The 16,705-nt window shown below is 55.8% G+C and carries 16 protein-coding genes; 8 read left to right on the top strand and 8 right to left on the bottom strand.

All coding sequences use genetic code 11. The features are described from left to right. Positions 1 to 50 precede the first annotated feature (50 nt). The 3 genes from FAES_RS07860 to FAES_RS07850 are packed head-to-tail and all read left to right on the top strand — an operon-like array spanning position 51 to position 2,725. On the top strand, positions 51 to 776 hold the full coding sequence (locus FAES_RS07860; RefSeq protein WP_015330674.1) for an SDR family oxidoreductase: 726 nt from the start codon (positions 51 to 53) through the stop codon (positions 774 to 776). A 58-nt stretch (positions 777 to 834) separates the two neighbouring features. Next, entirely contained in the window at positions 835 to 1,680 is an 846-nt protein-coding gene (locus FAES_RS07855) for an alpha/beta fold hydrolase (protein ID WP_015330673.1), read from the top strand. 43 nt (positions 1,681 to 1,723) lie between these two features. After that, a complete protein-coding gene (locus FAES_RS07850; RefSeq protein WP_015330672.1) occupies positions 1,724 to 2,725 on the top strand; it encodes an NADP-dependent oxidoreductase in 1,002 nt (333 codons plus the stop codon). A gap of 45 nt (positions 2,726 to 2,770) precedes the next feature. Here FAES_RS07850 and FAES_RS07845 read toward each other — a convergent pair whose 3' ends face one another. Next, on the bottom strand, positions 2,771 to 4,048 hold the full coding sequence (locus FAES_RS07845) for a hypothetical protein (protein WP_015330671.1): 1,278 nt from the start codon (positions 4,046 to 4,048) through the stop codon (positions 2,771 to 2,773). 376 nt (positions 4,049 to 4,424) lie between these two features. On the opposite strand from FAES_RS07845, the gene FAES_RS30320 reads away from it, so the two are divergent. The 3 genes from FAES_RS30320 (at position 4,425) to FAES_RS07835 (ending at position 7,446) form a co-directional block, all read left to right on the top strand. Beyond that, the gene (locus tag FAES_RS30320; RefSeq protein ID WP_015330670.1) at positions 4,425 to 4,583 is read left to right on the top strand and encodes a hypothetical protein; all 159 of its coding nucleotides are present in this window, start codon (positions 4,425 to 4,427) and stop codon (positions 4,581 to 4,583) included. Between the two features lie 97 nt (positions 4,584 to 4,680). Then, positions 4,681 to 5,709 (top strand): NAD-dependent epimerase/dehydratase family protein, encoded by a 1,029-nt coding sequence (locus FAES_RS07840; protein ID WP_015330669.1) that lies wholly within the window; start codon positions 4,681 to 4,683, stop codon positions 5,707 to 5,709. Between the two features lie 333 nt (positions 5,710 to 6,042). Further along, positions 6,043 to 7,446: a tetratricopeptide repeat protein gene (locus FAES_RS07835; RefSeq protein WP_015330668.1), complete on the top strand. Its 1,404-nt coding sequence runs from the start codon at positions 6,043 to 6,045 to the stop codon at positions 7,444 to 7,446. A gap of 60 nt (positions 7,447 to 7,506) precedes the next feature. Here the strand turns inward: FAES_RS07835 and FAES_RS07830 are convergent, their stop codons facing one another. Further along, positions 7,507 to 7,902 carry a Dabb family protein gene (locus FAES_RS07830; RefSeq protein ID WP_041257656.1) on the bottom strand — a complete coding sequence of 132 codons (396 nt, stop codon included), beginning with the start codon at positions 7,900 to 7,902 and terminating at the stop codon, positions 7,507 to 7,509. A 284-nt stretch (positions 7,903 to 8,186) separates the two neighbouring features. Between FAES_RS07830 and FAES_RS07825 the strand changes: the two genes are divergently transcribed. After that, on the top strand, positions 8,187 to 8,930 hold the full coding sequence (locus FAES_RS07825) for a ferritin-like domain-containing protein (RefSeq protein ID WP_015330666.1): 744 nt from the start codon (positions 8,187 to 8,189) through the stop codon (positions 8,928 to 8,930). 18 nt (positions 8,931 to 8,948) lie between these two features. After that, on the top strand, positions 8,949 to 9,758 hold the full coding sequence (locus tag FAES_RS07820) for a ferritin-like domain-containing protein (RefSeq protein WP_015330665.1): 810 nt from the start codon (positions 8,949 to 8,951) through the stop codon (positions 9,756 to 9,758). A gap of 82 nt (positions 9,759 to 9,840) precedes the next feature. On the opposite strand, the gene FAES_RS07815 is transcribed toward FAES_RS07820, so the two are convergent. The 6 genes from FAES_RS07815 to FAES_RS07790 form a co-directional block, all read right to left on the bottom strand. Next, positions 9,841 to 10,938 (bottom strand): ABC transporter ATP-binding protein, encoded by a 1,098-nt coding sequence (locus FAES_RS07815; protein ID WP_041258675.1) that lies wholly within the window; start codon positions 10,936 to 10,938, stop codon positions 9,841 to 9,843. Between the two features lie 76 nt (positions 10,939 to 11,014). Further along, positions 11,015 to 12,307, bottom strand: coding sequence for a hypothetical protein (locus FAES_RS28880; RefSeq protein WP_015330663.1), 1,293 nt, complete (start codon positions 12,305 to 12,307; stop codon positions 11,015 to 11,017). A gap of 198 nt (positions 12,308 to 12,505) precedes the next feature. Further along, entirely contained in the window at positions 12,506 to 13,315 is an 810-nt protein-coding gene (locus tag FAES_RS07805; protein ID WP_015330662.1) for a carbohydrate ABC transporter permease, read from the bottom strand. 8 nt (positions 13,316 to 13,323) lie between these two features. Further along, positions 13,324 to 14,175: a carbohydrate ABC transporter permease gene (locus tag FAES_RS07800; protein WP_148289312.1), complete on the bottom strand. Its 852-nt coding sequence runs from the start codon at positions 14,173 to 14,175 to the stop codon at positions 13,324 to 13,326. 66 nt (positions 14,176 to 14,241) lie between these two features. Beyond that, on the bottom strand, positions 14,242 to 15,543 hold the full coding sequence (locus tag FAES_RS07795) for an extracellular solute-binding protein (protein WP_374755361.1): 1,302 nt from the start codon (positions 15,541 to 15,543) through the stop codon (positions 14,242 to 14,244). Between the two features lie 69 nt (positions 15,544 to 15,612). Beyond that, positions 15,613 to 16,680 (bottom strand): LamG-like jellyroll fold domain-containing protein, encoded by a 1,068-nt coding sequence (locus FAES_RS07790; RefSeq protein WP_041257655.1) that lies wholly within the window; start codon positions 16,678 to 16,680, stop codon positions 15,613 to 15,615. Between the last annotated feature and the right edge of the window lie 25 nt (positions 16,681 to 16,705).

Raw genomic sequence — 16,705 nt, 5'->3', positions numbered from 1 at the left:
CAACTCTAAATCACCCTGTTCATATCACTAATTTTAACTCAAACCAACCAATGAAAACCTCAGGAAATACCGTATTTATCAGCGGAGGTAGCGCCGGCATCGGCCTGGCGATTGCCAAAAGACTAAGCGAAGCCGGCAACAGCGTCATTATCAACGGGCGCAGCGCAGAACGGCTGCAAAAGGCCCTCGGGGAAATCCAAAACGCGGTAGCCATTCAAGGCGACCTTTCTCTGGAAGCCGATCGTATTCGCATCGCGCAGCAACTGGCCGCCCAGCACCCGGACGTCAACATCGTTATTAACAATGCAGGGGCGGCGTTTATGAATGACCTCAGCGACAGCACAAACGATGCTGCCGGAAAAGCCTATCAGGAGATGAACACGAACTACCTGAGCGTCATTCACTTCACCGCGCTGGTATTGCCTCAGTTGCTGAACCAGGCGGAGGCGGCTATCGTGAACATAAGCTCGATCGCGGCGTTTCGGGGCAACAAATTCCTGCCGACGTATTCGGCCAGTAAAGCCGCGTTGCACAGCTACACACAGGGCCTGCGCGATACGTTTGCCGACAACGACAAGCTAACCATCTACGAGGTGTATCCTCCACTGGTCAATACCGACTTCTCGGCCGAAATAGGTGGTGCCAACGGGATTCCGGCTTCGGAAGTCGCCGACGAACTGTTTTGGGCGCTGGCGAAAGATCAGGTCGAGGTTCCGGTTGGTGAGACGAAGCGGATTCATCAGGCAATCGAGCAGCTTTCAACCGCCAGCCACTAACCTACACAAATTACCTATCATTCACCCAGCCGACAAAGGCTGACAAAACACGACCCTGATGGCACACCAGCCAACCTACGCAACGGTTCCCACCCAGTTTATTACCGCTGATAATGGCGTCACGTACGCTTATCGCCGGCTCGGGCCCAAACGGGCTATACCGATTATCTACTTTGGCCACCTAGCCTCTAATCTGGACAACGCCGACCCTCGAATCATGGATGGTATGGCTACCCAACACGAGATCATTTCGTTCGATTATCGGGGCGTAGGGACATCATCGGGTAAAGATGCCCAATCTATTGCCGATATGGCGACCGATGGATTGGCATTTATCAAGGCGTTAGGGTATACAAAAGTGGACATCATGGCGTTTTCGCTGGGTGGTTTCATTAGTCAGGAATTGATGGCCATGAACCCCACGCTGGTGCGTAGGCTTATTCTGGCCGGAACCGGCCCCCGAGGGGGCGAGGGCATAAGCAATGTCCCTGGCCTGACCTACCGGGATATGGCCAAAGCGCTGGTTACGTTCGTCGACCCGAAATTTTACCTGTTTTTTACGTCAACAGAAACCGGCAAACTGGCCGCCCGCCAGTTTTTAGCGCGCTTGAAGGAGCGAACAGCCAATCGTGATCGTGCGGTCGGGCTGGGGACCTTGCAGGCGCAACTGCACGCGATTAAACGCTGGGGGCACGAGTCGCCGGCCGATCTGTCGGTATTCGACCAACCCGTGTTGGTGATCAATGGTGATAACGACCGGATGGTACCGACGCCAAATTCGTACGACCTGGCCAAGCGGTTTCCCAACGCACAATTGCACATCTATGAGGAAGCCGGACATGGCGGCATTTTTCAGTACCACGACGACTTCGTGAAAAGGGCCTTAGCCTTTTACGCTGCCTGATCCTGCCGCCTGACCACTTTCCGCCAACCAACCAATCATCACGATGAAGGCCTTCATTCTGAACAAATACGATAAGAAAGCAATCCTACAGCTGACCGACGTACCTGAACCAACGTTACGTGACCACGACGTGCTGGTCGAGATCCACGCCGCCGGTCTGAATCTGCTGGATTCGAAAGTAAAATCAGGCGAGTTCAAGCAGCTTTTACCCTACAAACTCCCCCTGATTCTGGGTCACGATGTGGCGGGCATCGTGACCCAGGTGGGAACGAACGTAACCAAAGTCAAGGTTGGCGATGAGGTATTTTCCCGGCCGTCGGATGGCCGTATCGGAGCGTTTGCCGAACGGATCGCCATCGACGAGAAGGATGTGGCGCTCAAACCCAAAAGCATCTCGATGGACGAAGCGGCCTCGTTACCGCTGGTAGCCCTGACGGCTTGGCAGGCTTTGGTGGAACAGCTACAGGTGAGAAAAGGGCAGAAGGTGTTTATTCAGGCCGGTTCGGGTGGTGTTGGCACCATCGCGATTCAACTGGCGACTCATCTGGGTGCCACTGTTGCCACTACCGCCGGAGCTGGCAGTTTCGCAATGCTCAAAAACCTGGGCGCCGACGTGCTCATCGACTACAAGACCCAGTCTTTCGACACGATTCTACAGGGCTACGATGCCGTACTGAACAGCCAGGACCAACCCACCCTCGAGAAATCGCTGACCATTCTGAAAAGAGGGGGTAAGGTCGTTTCCATCTCCGGCCCGCCAACGGCTGACCTGGCAAAACAAACGGGCGCCCCCTGGTATGTCAAGCTCTTGTTAACCCTGATCAGCAGCGGCATTCGCCGAAAAGCCCGCAACCTTGGTGTCGACTATTCATTCCTGTTTATGCGAGCCGACGGAACGCAACTGGCCGAACTCGGCAAACTGGTAGAAGCCGGAATCCTCAAACCGGTGGTCGACAAGGTATTTCCGTTTGCGCAGACCAACGAGGCCCTCGCCTACGTGGAAAGCGGCCGGGCCAAGGGTAAAGTTGTGGTGACGATGAAGTAAACAGGTTGCCTTGGTCGATGGGTCCCAGAAGGCGACGCCGGGTTGTCATTGTAGAGCCATCAGCCGGTTGTAGCTCAAGCGCGTCAGCCAGACAAGCAGGATTACCTCAATCACCTGAATGACATAATCGGCCAGAAAAACGGGGTTGCTCAGCATCGACAGATTCGTGTACTGGGCGTTGTTGGCATAGACGATCATGATGATTGGCTGCACCGTCAGCAGCACGTTCAGGAACGCCATCCGCAGCCAGTGGTCGGGCTGATCATCGAGTATAAAGAACGTAAGCGCGGCTAGCTGTACGAAGATGTAATAGCCCGGCGACGAGGGCAACAGCAGCATGAATAGCGTAAACAGGAAGCAGAAAAAAGGGACGAAGGCCCGCTCGTAACCGATGTGCCGCGCCCGCCACGCCACCCACGAGCCCCCGCCGATGGTACCCAGCAACCCCAGCCAGTTGAGGCTGGTGAGGGTGGTAGTGCCAAAGAGGCTGTTCAGTACGGGACGCAATACGCTGGCGAAATTGGGGGCCATCGGGTACGACGAGTGCTGAATCGGCATCAGGAATTTGTCACCCATCAGGCCATACAGAATCAGGATGGTGGGCAGGCCAATGGTGAGCAGCCCCAGCACGAACCACAGCCGCTGACGGATGAGAAAAAACAGCGGGATGATGAGCACGATGAGCATAAACTTGATTACGATCATCGACAGCCCCCACAAAAGCCCCGCCCGGTAAGCAAACGCCCGCGTTTCGGCTTTCAGACCACCCGCCAGTAACCCCAGCGACAGCAGCCCGAAGCCCCAGAACCAGATATCTTCCTCGCTGCTCAGCACAATGGCAATGAACGGAATAGGCAGCAGGTAATAGAGTACGTAGCGCAGCAATGCCTTGCCTGTGTCATATTTGGCGCGGCGGCGGGCATACTGGAACGTCGCATTCAGGATAATGAACTCCATAATTGCCATTAGCAGGATGATCGACCGGGCGTTGTTCCAGATCAGCAGTGGCAATACGGTGAGGTATGTAAACAGCGGGGCGTGAAACGACAGAAAATCGCGGTACACCATCTTTCCCTCCAGCGCAGGAACGGCCCGTTCGTAGAAAAAAGCGACGTCGGAGCGGGGTTCCTGATCGAGAATCACGTAAATGATCAGGAAGGGCAGCAGACGCGTTCCGACCAGACTTAGCCAGCGAACAGCGCGTTCATGCGGCGTGAGCAGCGGAATCAGCTGGTTTCGTTGCCACCACACGAGTAGCACCGCGCCAGCCAACAAAACAGCAACGATAGTTTTAACGAGCGACGTAACGTCTAATGAAATCATGGGCCAAAGCTACGGCAAAGACGCTTTTGAGGTGACGAGTTTCTAGCGACCCGTCTTCTTGCCACCAAAGAATGTGATTCATTGGTTAGGAGGTTGCGGATGCTGGACGCTAAAAAACGGTTGATCCAGCGACGCGAAAACGTACCATCACTTAGGCCAAATTTACCTTGAGCACCCAGCTAAAATGAAGTTCGCCCCGCCACAATCTGTCCTCACTGATGTGTTGCTCAATGAGTTCAACGTCCAGGTGCAGCAAGCTATGATGTCGGCATTTACGGACCTTCCCTAAACCATCACAGGGACGTACCTGGACCGATACCCTCCGCCTGAGAGTCAATACCCTGGCTCAGGCTGGCTTTGCGCCTGTCTGTCTGATGTGCAACCAAGCACTAGTCAGGTACGTCGGCAGGTACGTTCGCTCCGCATGGGCAGCAACCTTGTTGCGTTCGATGCCTACGTGGTGCCGGCCGGTCTGGATGTGCTCAGAACGCGATCAGCCGGGCGCGTAGCCTCCAAACGGGTGGTATTGGAGTAAGTACGATGGCGGCGCTACGTGGTCAGTATTCGTACATTCAGCCAGCCGCCGTACCTTCGGCGGGCAACAGGTTTGCTTACTATCGAATACATGCTGAATGACCTCATCGTTACCGCGTAACTCTACCCTCGTCACCGGTGCTACGGGCCTGATTGGCTCACACATTGTCCGTTATTTGCTGAAGCTGGGTCGCCCCGTAGCGGCGCTGTATCGGCCCGACAACGGCTACGGGCTGCTCGCCGACGTAGCCGACCAACTAACTTGGCAGGAGGGCGACATACTCGACATTCCCTCCCTCGAAGCGGCGATTACGGCCGGTGCCGACGTGGTGCATTGCGCCGCCATTGTGTCGTTCGTGCCGAAAGACCGTGCCCGCATGGAGCAGGTGAACGAAGAAGGCACAGCCAACGTCGTCAATGTCTGTTTAAAAGCGGGGGTCCGTAAGCTGGCTTACCTGAGTTCGGTAGCGGCTCTCGGGCGGCCTGAGGTGAAAGGAGGTGAGTCGGATGTCACTACTACCGGCGAGTCAGCTATCGTCATTACCGAAGAGCAGAAATGGCAGGAATCGCCCCTCAACTCGGCCTATGCCAAAACTAAATACCGGGCCGAATTGCAGGTGTGGCGGGGCAGCGCCGAAGGGTTGCCCGTGGTGATCGTCAACCCCAGCGTAGTACTGGGCGCGGGCGACTGGACCCGCAGTAGCACCCAACTCATCAAATACGCTTACGACGAAACACCGTTCTATACCGACGGCACCATCAACTACGTCGACGTGCTCGACGTGGCCGAAGCCCTCGTGAAGCTGCTGCATAGCGAGCTAACGGATCAGCGGTTTATCCTGAACGCCGGCACCATGCCGTACCACGATTTCCTCACCCAACTGGCGCAGGCACTGGGCAAACGCCCTCCCACCCGCCGGGTGCCACCGGGGCTGGCCAACGTGCTCTGGCGCGTGGAAGCGGTGCGATCGTGGCTGACGGGCCGCGCCCCGCTTATCACGCGCGAAACCGCCCTCAGCGCCAGCCATCGGTATACGTACCCCGGCGATCAGATCACCAAAGCGATCGACTTTCGCTACCGCCCGCTGGCCGACACGCTGAGCCGCATTGCGCAAGCCATAAAATAAGGATCGCCTGGGTGACGACCGGGCCAATCAAGGTCAAAAGAGCAGTGTTTGGCCCAAGTCGTTGACTTACTTGTCGCTGACCAGCAATCCGTTACTCCTTATCGCCTTATCCTGCTGCCTTTTGAACCCGACTGCTACTCTTGCTCCGCTTCCGTCCTATAAAAAGTATTTGAACGCGTTTGTCGGGATTTCCGTTTTTCTACGTATATTTCTTAACAACATCGGATAAATCGCGCCGGTGGTGCGTCCCCTATCCCGTGCGGTACAACTTTCGACCGGCGTATTCCGCTTTTCGGCAAATCGCAGGTGGTGGTTGTGAATCGACACAGCTACATGGAGCAAGAATTTGACGAACGAGCTGGCGACATCAAAGAGAGCATCCAACGCTTTGAGCAAATGCTCGCCAGTGAAGAAAATTTTTATTTCGACCTCGACGTCTACGAACGTCTGGTTGAACATTATCTCAACGAAGCTGACCTCGACCGGGCATTCAAAGCGGCCGAGGCTGGCCTGGATCACTTTCCTTACGCGCTGGAACTGATGCTTGATCGGGCACAGATTCTGGCCAACTACCAACGATTTGACGAAAGTCTCGATCAACTGGATAAAGCGGGGTTGTTTAACCCCGGCGACCTCGACGTGCAATACATGCGTGGGTCGGTGCTGAACATGGCCGGGCGGTTCGAAGAATCCATCGAAACGCTTCAGGAGATGCTCGATCGTACCGACGATAAAGACGATGTGTATTTCCAGATGGCGCAGAGCTATCAGAACTGGGGTAAGTTTGACGAGGCGGTTACGTTCTACAAAAAGGCGATCGACCTGAACCCGGCCAACGAGGGGGCGCTCTACGAGCTGTCGTTCTGCCTCGACGTGGCGGGCAATCTGGAAGAGCACCTGCCTTATTACGAGTCGCTGATCGACAAGGATCCGTATTCGTACAATGCCTGGTATAACCTCGGCATCGCCTATAGTAAGCTAAGCCGCTTTGTGGAAGCCGCCGAAGCCTACGACTATGCCATTATCATCAAGGATGATTTTGCGTCGGCTCACTTCAACCTCGGCAACACCTACATGAACCTGGGGTTGTTTGAAAAGGCCGAAGCCGCTTACCGCGAAACGCTTAAATACGAAGAAGCCACCGCCGACACCTATTGCCACCTCGGCGCCAGCCTCGAACGGCAGGACCGACTCCCGGAGGCGATTAAGGAGTACCGCGAAGCCGTTAAGCTCGATCCGCTCTGGGACGAAGCCTGGTATGGCATCGGCGCGTGCATGAGTGAGTTGGGCAAATGGTACGAAGCTGTGCCCTTTCTGCAAAAGGCGATCAAGCTTAACGACAACAACGCCGACTACCATATCATCCTGGCCGAAACCGAGTACAAAATCGGGAATGTCATTGCCAGCGTCGATGCGTTTGAAAAAGCCGCGGAGATCGACCCGACCAATGCCGACGTGTACCTGCTATGGTCACTGATTCCGTTTGATCAGGGCGACTTTGCGCAGGCGTACCAAACCATTCAGGCGGGGCTTAGCGAACTGCCGCAGGAGGCCGACTTGTATTACCGGGCTGTGGTGTATCAGATCTACGCCGGCAACTACCGCGACGCGCTGCTGAATCTGGAAACGGCTCTTACGCTCGATTACGACAGCCATGTACAGTTGTTTGAGTTCTTCCCCGAACTCGAAAAACAAAAAGCCCTGTACAAGATCATTCAGCAATACCGGGAGAAATAGCCTGGGGTTAAACAAAAAAAGCCAACCTTGACCGGTTGGCTTTTTTTGTTTAACCCCAGGCTATTTGGCCTGATTGACGAAGTCAACCACGGTGACGTCGGCGAGCCAAGGGCCAACCACTGAGCCAAATTGTTTGTGGGCCGGATGCGGCAGGTACGTGTCGCGGTCTTTGGCACTGTCAAACGTCAGGATAAAGGCGTGCGTCAGGCCTTTATCCAGTTTTTCGGGGCTATTGTTGGTGCCCCACTGGAAACTTTTGATCTCTTTGATCTTCGACGGTAGCGCTTCGAAGGCCGCTATGATCTCGGTTACTTTCTCGGGTGTCGTTTCTGGTTTGAACTTAAACAGCACGATGTGTTGGAGCATGGCTTTGGGGGCTTGCTTTTTGGGAGGATCAGCCAGTGCCGTCGTGGCGAACAGCAGGACGGCGCAGAGCGAGCAGAGAATCTGATTCATGAACGAAACGTATTGGTAAAAGAAGTCATCACAAGGTGAAGACACCGGCTTTGTGAACATACTGTTTACGCCGATTTTAGAAAACCATTTTCGACATACGTATAAGTAAACATTGGCTAAAAATAGTCATATCGGGGGATAATTGTCCCGTTCCCTCAGAATGGAACGATTTTTCGATTTTTCGCTCGATTCCTCAAATCCATTCGGCTACCAATCCCGTTCATAACGCTGAATTGTCCGAAGGTCGGGCGGATTTACTAATCAACAATTTCTTTTCAGGTACTATGGAAATCGGTACGAAAAAGACCCCTACCCCAACCACTCCGGGTGAGTTTGTGGAGCAGGTTGGCCGGCGTCGATTCCTGCGTTATGCAGGCTTTTCGGTAGCCATGACGTCAGCAATTCTGGCGGCGTGCGAAAATAAAGACAGCGCGGTTGCTCCTGGCGCCGATCGGGGTGCCCGGGCCGCTGGTGACACGATTGACCTGGGGTCTGGTAACATTGCCATCCTGAACTACGCCTATGCGCTGGAGCAATTGGAGGCTGCGTTCTACGATCAAGTGATCAAAACCCCTTACAAAGACATTACCACTCGTGAGTTTGAACTGTTGAAAGAAATCCGCAACCACGAGATCGTGCACGCTGAATTCTTCAAAGCCGCTCTGGGTGCCGCTGGTCTGCCGGCGCTGACGCCCGACTTTAGCAGCATCGATTTCACCGACCGTCTGTTCGTCCTGAACCAGGCTCGTCAGTTTGAAGATGTGGGCGTTTCGGCTTACAACGGTGCAGGTCGCCTCCTGACGGATGCATCGCTGTTGCTGGTTGCTGGTAAAATCGTGTCAGTTGAGGCACGGCACGCTGGTCTACTCCGTACCTTGACGCTTTCTCCGAGCACGGGCTTCTTTGCTGGTGACGACGTCGTTAACAACAACGGACTGGATGTGGTACGTACACCTGGTGAGGTGTTACCAATTGCGCAGCGCTATATCAAAGAAAAACTCACGGCCAACAGCGTGCCCGTGATGTAACCCCTCAACGCAACAGACATGAACCTATTTCAACTTTTCTCTGACATCGAAAAAGTCGATGCCGAGGCTAACGAGCGGCTCCAACACTCACGCCGGAACCTGCTAAAGAAAACGTTTGCTGCCGCCGCGGTTGGTACCCCCACGCTCCTGGCCGCATCGATGAACAAGGCATTCGGTCAGTCGAACATCATCGTCGACGTACTGAATTTCGCCCTAACGCTCGAATACCTCGAGCGCGACTTCTACCGGGCTGGCCTGTTCTCAGGTATCGTACCGGGCGCCGACCGCGACGGTATCGTCACGATCACCAAGCACGAAGCCCAACACGTTGACTTCTTAAACGCCGCCCTGGGCAGCGCCGCAATCCCCAAGCCTGCGAAGTACGACTTCACGGCGGGTGGTGCCTTCCCGACAGTATTGACGAATTACCAAACCTTCCTGACGGTGGCTAACGCCCTGGAAGATACGGGTGTTCGTGCCTACAAAGGCCAGGCGGCCAACCTGATGAGCAACAAAGACGTGCTGACGGCCGCTCTGCGGATCCACTCAGTAGAAGCCCGCCACGTGGCAGGTATCCGTCGTCTGCGCGGCATCGATTACGTATACTCATCCGATGTATTCCCGATGGGTGTACCGACGGCCGTTTACCAAAACGAAAGCCAGTACAACCAAGCGGGTGTGGATCTGCTGCAGGTAGCCGACGCCAAAATCATCCCGCGTGCGACGCCGCGCGTAGCTGAAAAAGCGCAGGTTGTCTTCGAATCGTTCGACGAGCCGCTGACGAAGGAGCAAGTACTGGCAATTGCCGGTCCGTTCCTGCCGAAGTGATCGGAACGTACCTGACCGAAAAAAGCCCCGCAGCGTAAACGCTGCGGGGCTTTTTTTATGGGTTATGATGGACGTACCTGGCCTACAAGCGCTGTTCCGTTTCGGCGTCGAACAGGTGGCACTTTTCGGTTTGCCAGTACAGCGTAGCGGGTTCATTCAGTTGTAGTGTCGAATCGGCGGGGAGCCGCGCCACAAACCGATTACCGGCCAACATACCGTAGGCAAACAATTCGTTGCCCAGTTGTTCGAGCGCATCGACCGCCATTGGCTGAACGTGGTAAGCCGGATTGGGTTGATCGGTGAGGTGCTCGGCCCGAATGCCTAATACCACCGGGCGGCCTGCCTGTACCGCAAAAGCCTGCCGGTGGGGGTGCGTGCTCAGGTCGATGCGTACCTCGCCCCCATCACTTACAAACTGTACCGTACCGGCCTGCTCAGTCAGGGTACCTCGCAGGAAATTCATGGGGGGCGAGCCGATAAACCCCGCTACAAACAGGTTGGCGGGCTGATTGTACAGCGTCATGGGCGTATCGAACTGCATCACGTCGCCGCCCCGCAGCACGCAGATCCGGTTGCCGAGCGTCATGGCCTCTACCTGATCGTGCGTGACGTAGATGATCGTTGCTTGCAGTTCCCGATGGAGTTTCTGCAACTCGATGCGCGTTTGGCCGCGTAGCTTGGCGTCGAGGTTGCTGAGCGGTTCATCAAACAGAAACACCTTCGGGTCGCGCACGATCGCCCGCCCAATCGCCACCCGCTGCCGCTGCCCACCCGACATGTCTTTCGGCTTGCGGTCGAGCAGGTTCTGAATATCCAGAATGGTCGCGGCCTTCTCGACACGCTGCCGGATATCAGCTTTACTGAAGTTGCGCAGTTTCAGCCCAAAGGCCATGTTGTCGAACACGGTCATGTGCGGGTAGAGCGCGTAGTTCTGAAACACCATCGCAATGTCGCGGTCTTTGGGCGGCAGATCGTTGATGCGCTGCCCGTCGAGCAGCAGGTCGCCATCGGTGATGTCTTCCAGCCCCGCAATCATGCGCAAGAGCGTCGATTTGCCGCAGCCACTCGGCCCGACGAACACCACAAACTCGCGGTCGTTGACCGTCAGGCTGACGTCACGGATCACGCGTGGGCCATTGGGGTAAGCTTTGGCAATATGCGAAAGAGAAATTTGAGCCATAAGCGAAGAATGGTGAGAGAGCGACTGAGTGAACGAGCTTTCACCGCGGCGGATCGCTCGTTCACTCAGTGCTCTCTCACTCTTTAAATCCGTATTTCTCGGCCATCTGAATGGCCAGTAGTGCTTCGATGGTGGATTCAGCACCGGCGTTACGACTGACACTCGTTGCCGACGAAATGCCATCATAACCCCGGCCCGTGGCGCGGTCATACATCGTAGCGTTGGCGGGGTTGCTGCCGAAAAACCAGCGCGTCAGTTTCTCAGCCTGCGTCAGCCATTTGGCGTCGTTGGTTTGTTCGTACAAGGCCAGCGTCGCCCAGACCATCGGCCGGACGCCATAGGCAATTTGCGAAAATTTAGACCGCTTCAGCTCGGTGAACGATTGGCCCGATTGCCGCACCGAAAACGACTCCAGAAAGCCTTCGTTTAGGATGTAGGGGTAAAAGTTCTCGACCTCGCGCCGCCCCGCCGCGATCCATTCGGGTTTGTTGAGCGCCTTCCCGACCGTCAGCAGCGCGTAGGCTTGATCGTTGCCGTAGGCATGCCAGCCGTTATCGAAGCTCAAAAACGCGCCGTAGGGGTATTGCCCGGCATCGCCCTTCTGCATGAGCAGGATGCCCGACGCCAGCTTCTCCATCAGGCTCAAGACGGCCGGAGTTGGCGTTTGTTTGTAGACGTTATTTAGTCCCAGTAGCATGATTGCCGCCTGATCGGAGCCCGAGCCGTAGGGTAGCCACTTCGGCACCGCCACGCCCTCGACAAAATTGGCATCGGTGGGGCGGGGGCCAAAGTCACTGATCATCAGCGTTACCAGCCGGTTTACGCTCGTCTGAATCCGACTGGCCAATGCCGCATCAGTCGACTGATAATACGGACCAGCTTCGCTCAGCAGCCACAGCGCCCGCCACGACCACCAGTCGGCCACGTTCTGACTGGTACGAAACGTGGTATTGATCCGGCCATCGGGCCAGAGAAAGTTGTAGAAATAGCCCGACGCTGATTGCATGTCGAGCACAAACGACACCAGCTTTTTGAGTTTGGTTTGCTTGTCGGTATTGGTGGCCAGATCAGGCTCGCGCAGCAGAAACAGGCCCGCCCGCGTTACGTCGTCCACACAGGTAAACCCTTCATCATCGTCGTCGACGAGTTTGTAAGCGCCGTTGGCCTGCGGTTCGGCATAGATCCAGATGGTACCGACCTCGGCACCCGACGCGGTCACTTTGGCGGGCTGATACAACGTACCCAGCAGGTGATCGGTGTTGACCAGGCGCGTGGCCGGGGGTACGTTGCCACCGTTGGGATCGACCGATTTCTTGCAGGACGGTGCCAGCAGAATCAGGGTCGCAAATAAGATCGGGAGTTGTTTCATAACATGGGTGCGGTCCGCCGCTGCGGGTCATTTGCTGTGCGTCATTGATGGTCATTTGCCTTCGGCGTCATTCATTGTCATTAGTTGTCATTAATTGCTTTTTACAACGCATGACTATCAATGACCACGAATGACAATGAATGACGCGCAGCAAATGACCACCAATGACTATCAATGACGGCGCAGCCTATGACCTGTCTAATCTTTGAGGCCGGAGGAGGCCATACTGCGGATGAAATGTTTCTGAAAAAATAGGTAGAGAATAATCACGGGCACAGCCAGCATAACCGCCGCGGCGATCTTGACGGCTAGTTGGGAATCGGCCCGCCCCCCTACCGAAAACAGCGTAACGAGTTGTGGCATCGTCATGGTCGATTCGTCGCGCACCACGATGAGTGGCCATAGGGCGTCGTTCCAGATGCCCATAAACGTCAGGATGGTGATGGTCACGACCGTTGGCAGAATGTTGGGAACGAGAATCTGAAAAATGATGCGTAGTTCGCCCGCCCCATCCATGCGCGCCGCGTCGATCAGCGCCTGCGGCAAGCCCATGAACGCCTGCCTAAACAGCAGAATGGCGAACGAATTCATCACGAACGGGACAATCAACGCCAGGTACGTATCCACCCAGCCCAGCCGCACCATCGTGATGTAATTGGGGATCAGGGTAATCTGAAAGGGTAGCGTCATGGTGAAGATGATGGCAAAAAACAGCAACTGTTTTCCGCGAAATTCCAGCCGGGCCAGCGCATAACCGACCATCGCGCCCAGAATCAGCACGAGCGTGGTGGTGACCGTCACGACGAAAACACTATTGAGAAACGCCCGGCCCAGCGGAATCCGCTCCAGCACGGTGCGGTAGTTGGCCAGCGTTGGCTCGACGGGCAGCAGCCGCAAATCGCCCAGCCCCGCCTCCGACGACAGCGATGCGCTGATCATCCAGACAAACGGATACAGAAACGAAGCCGCCGCCAGAGCCAGTAGAACGTAGGTAAGGACTTTATTCATCGTCGAGGTCAATCGGTGGTTTCGACATAGCGTTTCTGGATGGCGACGACGGCCAGAATCAGCAGGGCGAAGCAGAAGCCGAGCGTAGCCGAGTAGCCCATGTGGTAATACTGAAACGCCTGCCGGTAAATGTACATGACCGCCGACAGCGTGCTGTTGAGCGGCCCGCCCTCGGTCATGATGTAGGGTTCGATGAAGAGCGAAAACCCACCGATCGTCGAGAGCACCACCACCATAAACAGCGTCGGGTTGATCATCGGCAGGGTGATGTAGCGAAACTTCTGCCAGGGCGTTGCCCCTTCCAGATCGGCGGCTTCATAATACTGCGTCGGTACGGTTTGCAGCCCTACCAAAAACAGGATCACATACAGGCCCACGTTCTTCCAGGTCGCCATCAGCGCGATGGAGTACATGGCAACGTCGGGGCTTTCGAGCCACGGCACTTTCGGGATGCCGATGCCCGTGAGCAGCCGGTTGATCATGCCCGCGTTGAACCCCAGCAGTTGTTGCCACAGAATCGTAACCACCACGCCCGACACGATCACGGGCAGGAAAAAAGCTCCCCGAAAAAACGCCCGCCCCCGAATGGGGCCGTTGAGCATTTCGGCCAGCGCCAGCGCCACCACGATCTGAAGCGGAATGTGCAGCAGCAAAAAACGAATGGTATTCCAGAGCGCCTGCCAGAATAGCCGGTCCTTCAACAGGTGCGCGTAGTTGTCGAACCCCACATACTGCATCGGCGAGATAATGTTCCAGCTATGGAACGTCAGCACCACCGAGAACACCACCGGAAACAGCACAAACACCGCCAAATGCAGCACATAAGGGGCAATCAGGGTGTAGGGAACGAGGCGTTTCATAAAGAGTGAAAGAGTAAAAGAGCGAAAGAGTGCGCGCGAAGCCTCACTCATTCATTCTTTCGCTCTTTAATTTCCTAACAGCACATCGACGGCTTTGGCGGCATCGCTGATGGCGGTTTCGGGGGGTTTACGGTTATACACAACGCAGGCTTCATATTCCTGCGAGATAATGTCGAAGACCTCCACGATCAACTCGTGGTTATCCACGCCTTTGAGGTAGCGGGCCTGTTCGGCAAAGGGCTTCAGGCGTGGGTGTTGGGACAGAAAAGGAGCAAAATACGGGTCGGCCGTCAGGCTTTTGCGGCGGGGTAATTGCCCGGTCAGCTCCAGCAGACGGAGGTCGCCGGGGCGATCGATCAGCGTTTTCACGAACGACCAGGCCGCCGCCGGATTAGGGCAGGTGTTGAAAATGACAATGTTTTTGGGGTCGGCGTAAGTGTACACCGGTCCCTGATGCGCGTCGGGAACGGGCAACGAGTAAAACTGGTAACGCAGGTCGGCGTCACCATATTTTTCGAGAAACCCCACCTGCCAGGGGCCCGTAAACAGCGTAGCGATGCGTTGCGCAATAAACGGGTCGCGGGTGGCCGACAGCCGTTCCTTGGCGAAATAGTTGTTGCGGTAGAGCGTCTGCAAAAAGCGAAACACGCCCACAGCCGCCGCATTGTTGAAGGCCGCCTTCGCCTTCTGGCCTGGCTGCTGCGTGAGCAACGGAGCCCCGCCCGACGCCGCCAGATAGAGCGGGTAAAAATTGAACAGCCGCTCATACCAGATGGGCCGCACCTCGGTGTAACCCAGCCATTGATCGACGTACCCATCGTGGTCGGCATCTTTCTGCACGGCCTGTCCGGCTTTCAGAAACGCGTTGTACCGGTAACTCCCGGCGTTGGGTAGCAGACCAGCCAGGATGCCGGTATTGCACAGCGTCATGATGGGGTTCACCTTCCAGGGCACCTGATAGATGTGCCCGTCGCCCGACGTAATCTCCTGGATGGCGAGGCTGTCGCAGCGCTCCCGGATGAACGCCAGAAAGCCGGGGATGGTGTCTAGCGGCACCAACACCCCGGCTTTGGCATACATCTCGACGCTACCCTGCCACATGTTGGCGTAGATGTCGGGCGTTGTTTTGCCCACCACCGACGCCAGAATGATTTCTTCACTCGACCGCCCCTCCGGAATGGGTTGATACCGCAGCGGCACCGCCGGCTGGGTACGTTGCCATTGCTCGGTAAACTCTTTCGCCAGCGTGATTTCGGCGGCGTTGTTGGAGCACCAGAACACCAGCGGTCGGCTGGTATCCGTGTTTTGGGGGCGGCAGGCTGCAAACGAAATGAATACTGCACAATGTACAATGTACAATGGGTTCACTTTCCTAAACCAGCTACGTAGCTGGGAGGCCAATTCATTGTGCATTGTACATTGTGCAGTATTCATTCGTTACAGGCTCTTCTCGGCGTTATAGATCGACCGAATCTGCGTACCGCTCAGCACGGCGTTGTAAATCCGAATTTCGTCCATGGCGCCCGTAAAGTAACCGCCGTACCCACGATAGAAGTTAGTACCGTCGGCCTCATCAGTGGCTACGTTGGTGTAATTGGCATTGGGTAAATCCTGACCAATGCTCATGCCGATCGTATTTTTTATGCCAATTGGGTCACCCGTTACGTCGGTCCAGGTTTTCACCGCCGTACCGTCGATGTAGAAGACCATCTCGCCTGATTTATACGTAGCCGCAATGTGATACCACTTGTTCAGATCAAGCGTGGGCGATTCATTGTCATGCTCGCTGTATTTACCAGGCGCCGTTTTTACGGTCAGGAACACCTTGTTGGCCGACTGCAGTTGCAGTTTATAACCGTTCCAACGGCCCATCGACACCAGATAGTTATCGGCCCGGATAACGGTAGGTTTCACCCACATCGAGATCGTAAGTTCCTTAGCGGGGTTGAGAGCGCTGTTGTACGGAATCTCAATGTGGCCGCCTTTGTCAAACATATACGCTAGGTTGGCCTGCCCCAGGCGGTCGGTCGTTAGTGTGGCCATGCCCCCACCGACGTTGGCGGTGTCGCTGCCTACGCCTGAAGCGCCCGCTACCAGTGAGCCGCTCAGGCCCTTGCCCGAGGCATCGTTGGCGTTGCCGTCAAGCTTCAGGAACAGCACCAGTTTGTCGGGGGCGATTTCCGCTACCTGCTTGCTCCGGAACGTGGTGGTTGCCTGTCCCAGGTTTACGTAGGCATTGTTAACCTGCGTTTGCGTCGAGGCCGTGTTGTTCAGCACCGACGTCGCCGCGTCGATCGCTGTTTTATACGTAGCGCGTGAGCCAACCTCGTAGCTGCCGACAGCCGTACCTTCTTTTGCGCCATTATACAGCGTGTTGGCGCTGTCGATGCGAGCCCGCAGGGCCGTTGTATTGACGGGATCAACCGTGGGGCCGTCGTCTTTCTTACAGGCCTGAAACACGCTGAACAGCAGCACAAAAGCCATCAGGACTTTCAGTGAAGTCATAAACGATGAGTTTCTCATTGGGGAT

The sequence above is a fragment of the Fibrella aestuarina BUZ 2 genome (assembly GCF_000331105.1).
Lineage (GTDB): Bacteria > Bacteroidota > Bacteroidia > Cytophagales > Spirosomataceae > Fibrella > Fibrella aestuarina.
Note: the sequence above shows the minus strand (reverse complement) of the source record. Positions and strands in the feature narration are given on the sequence as shown.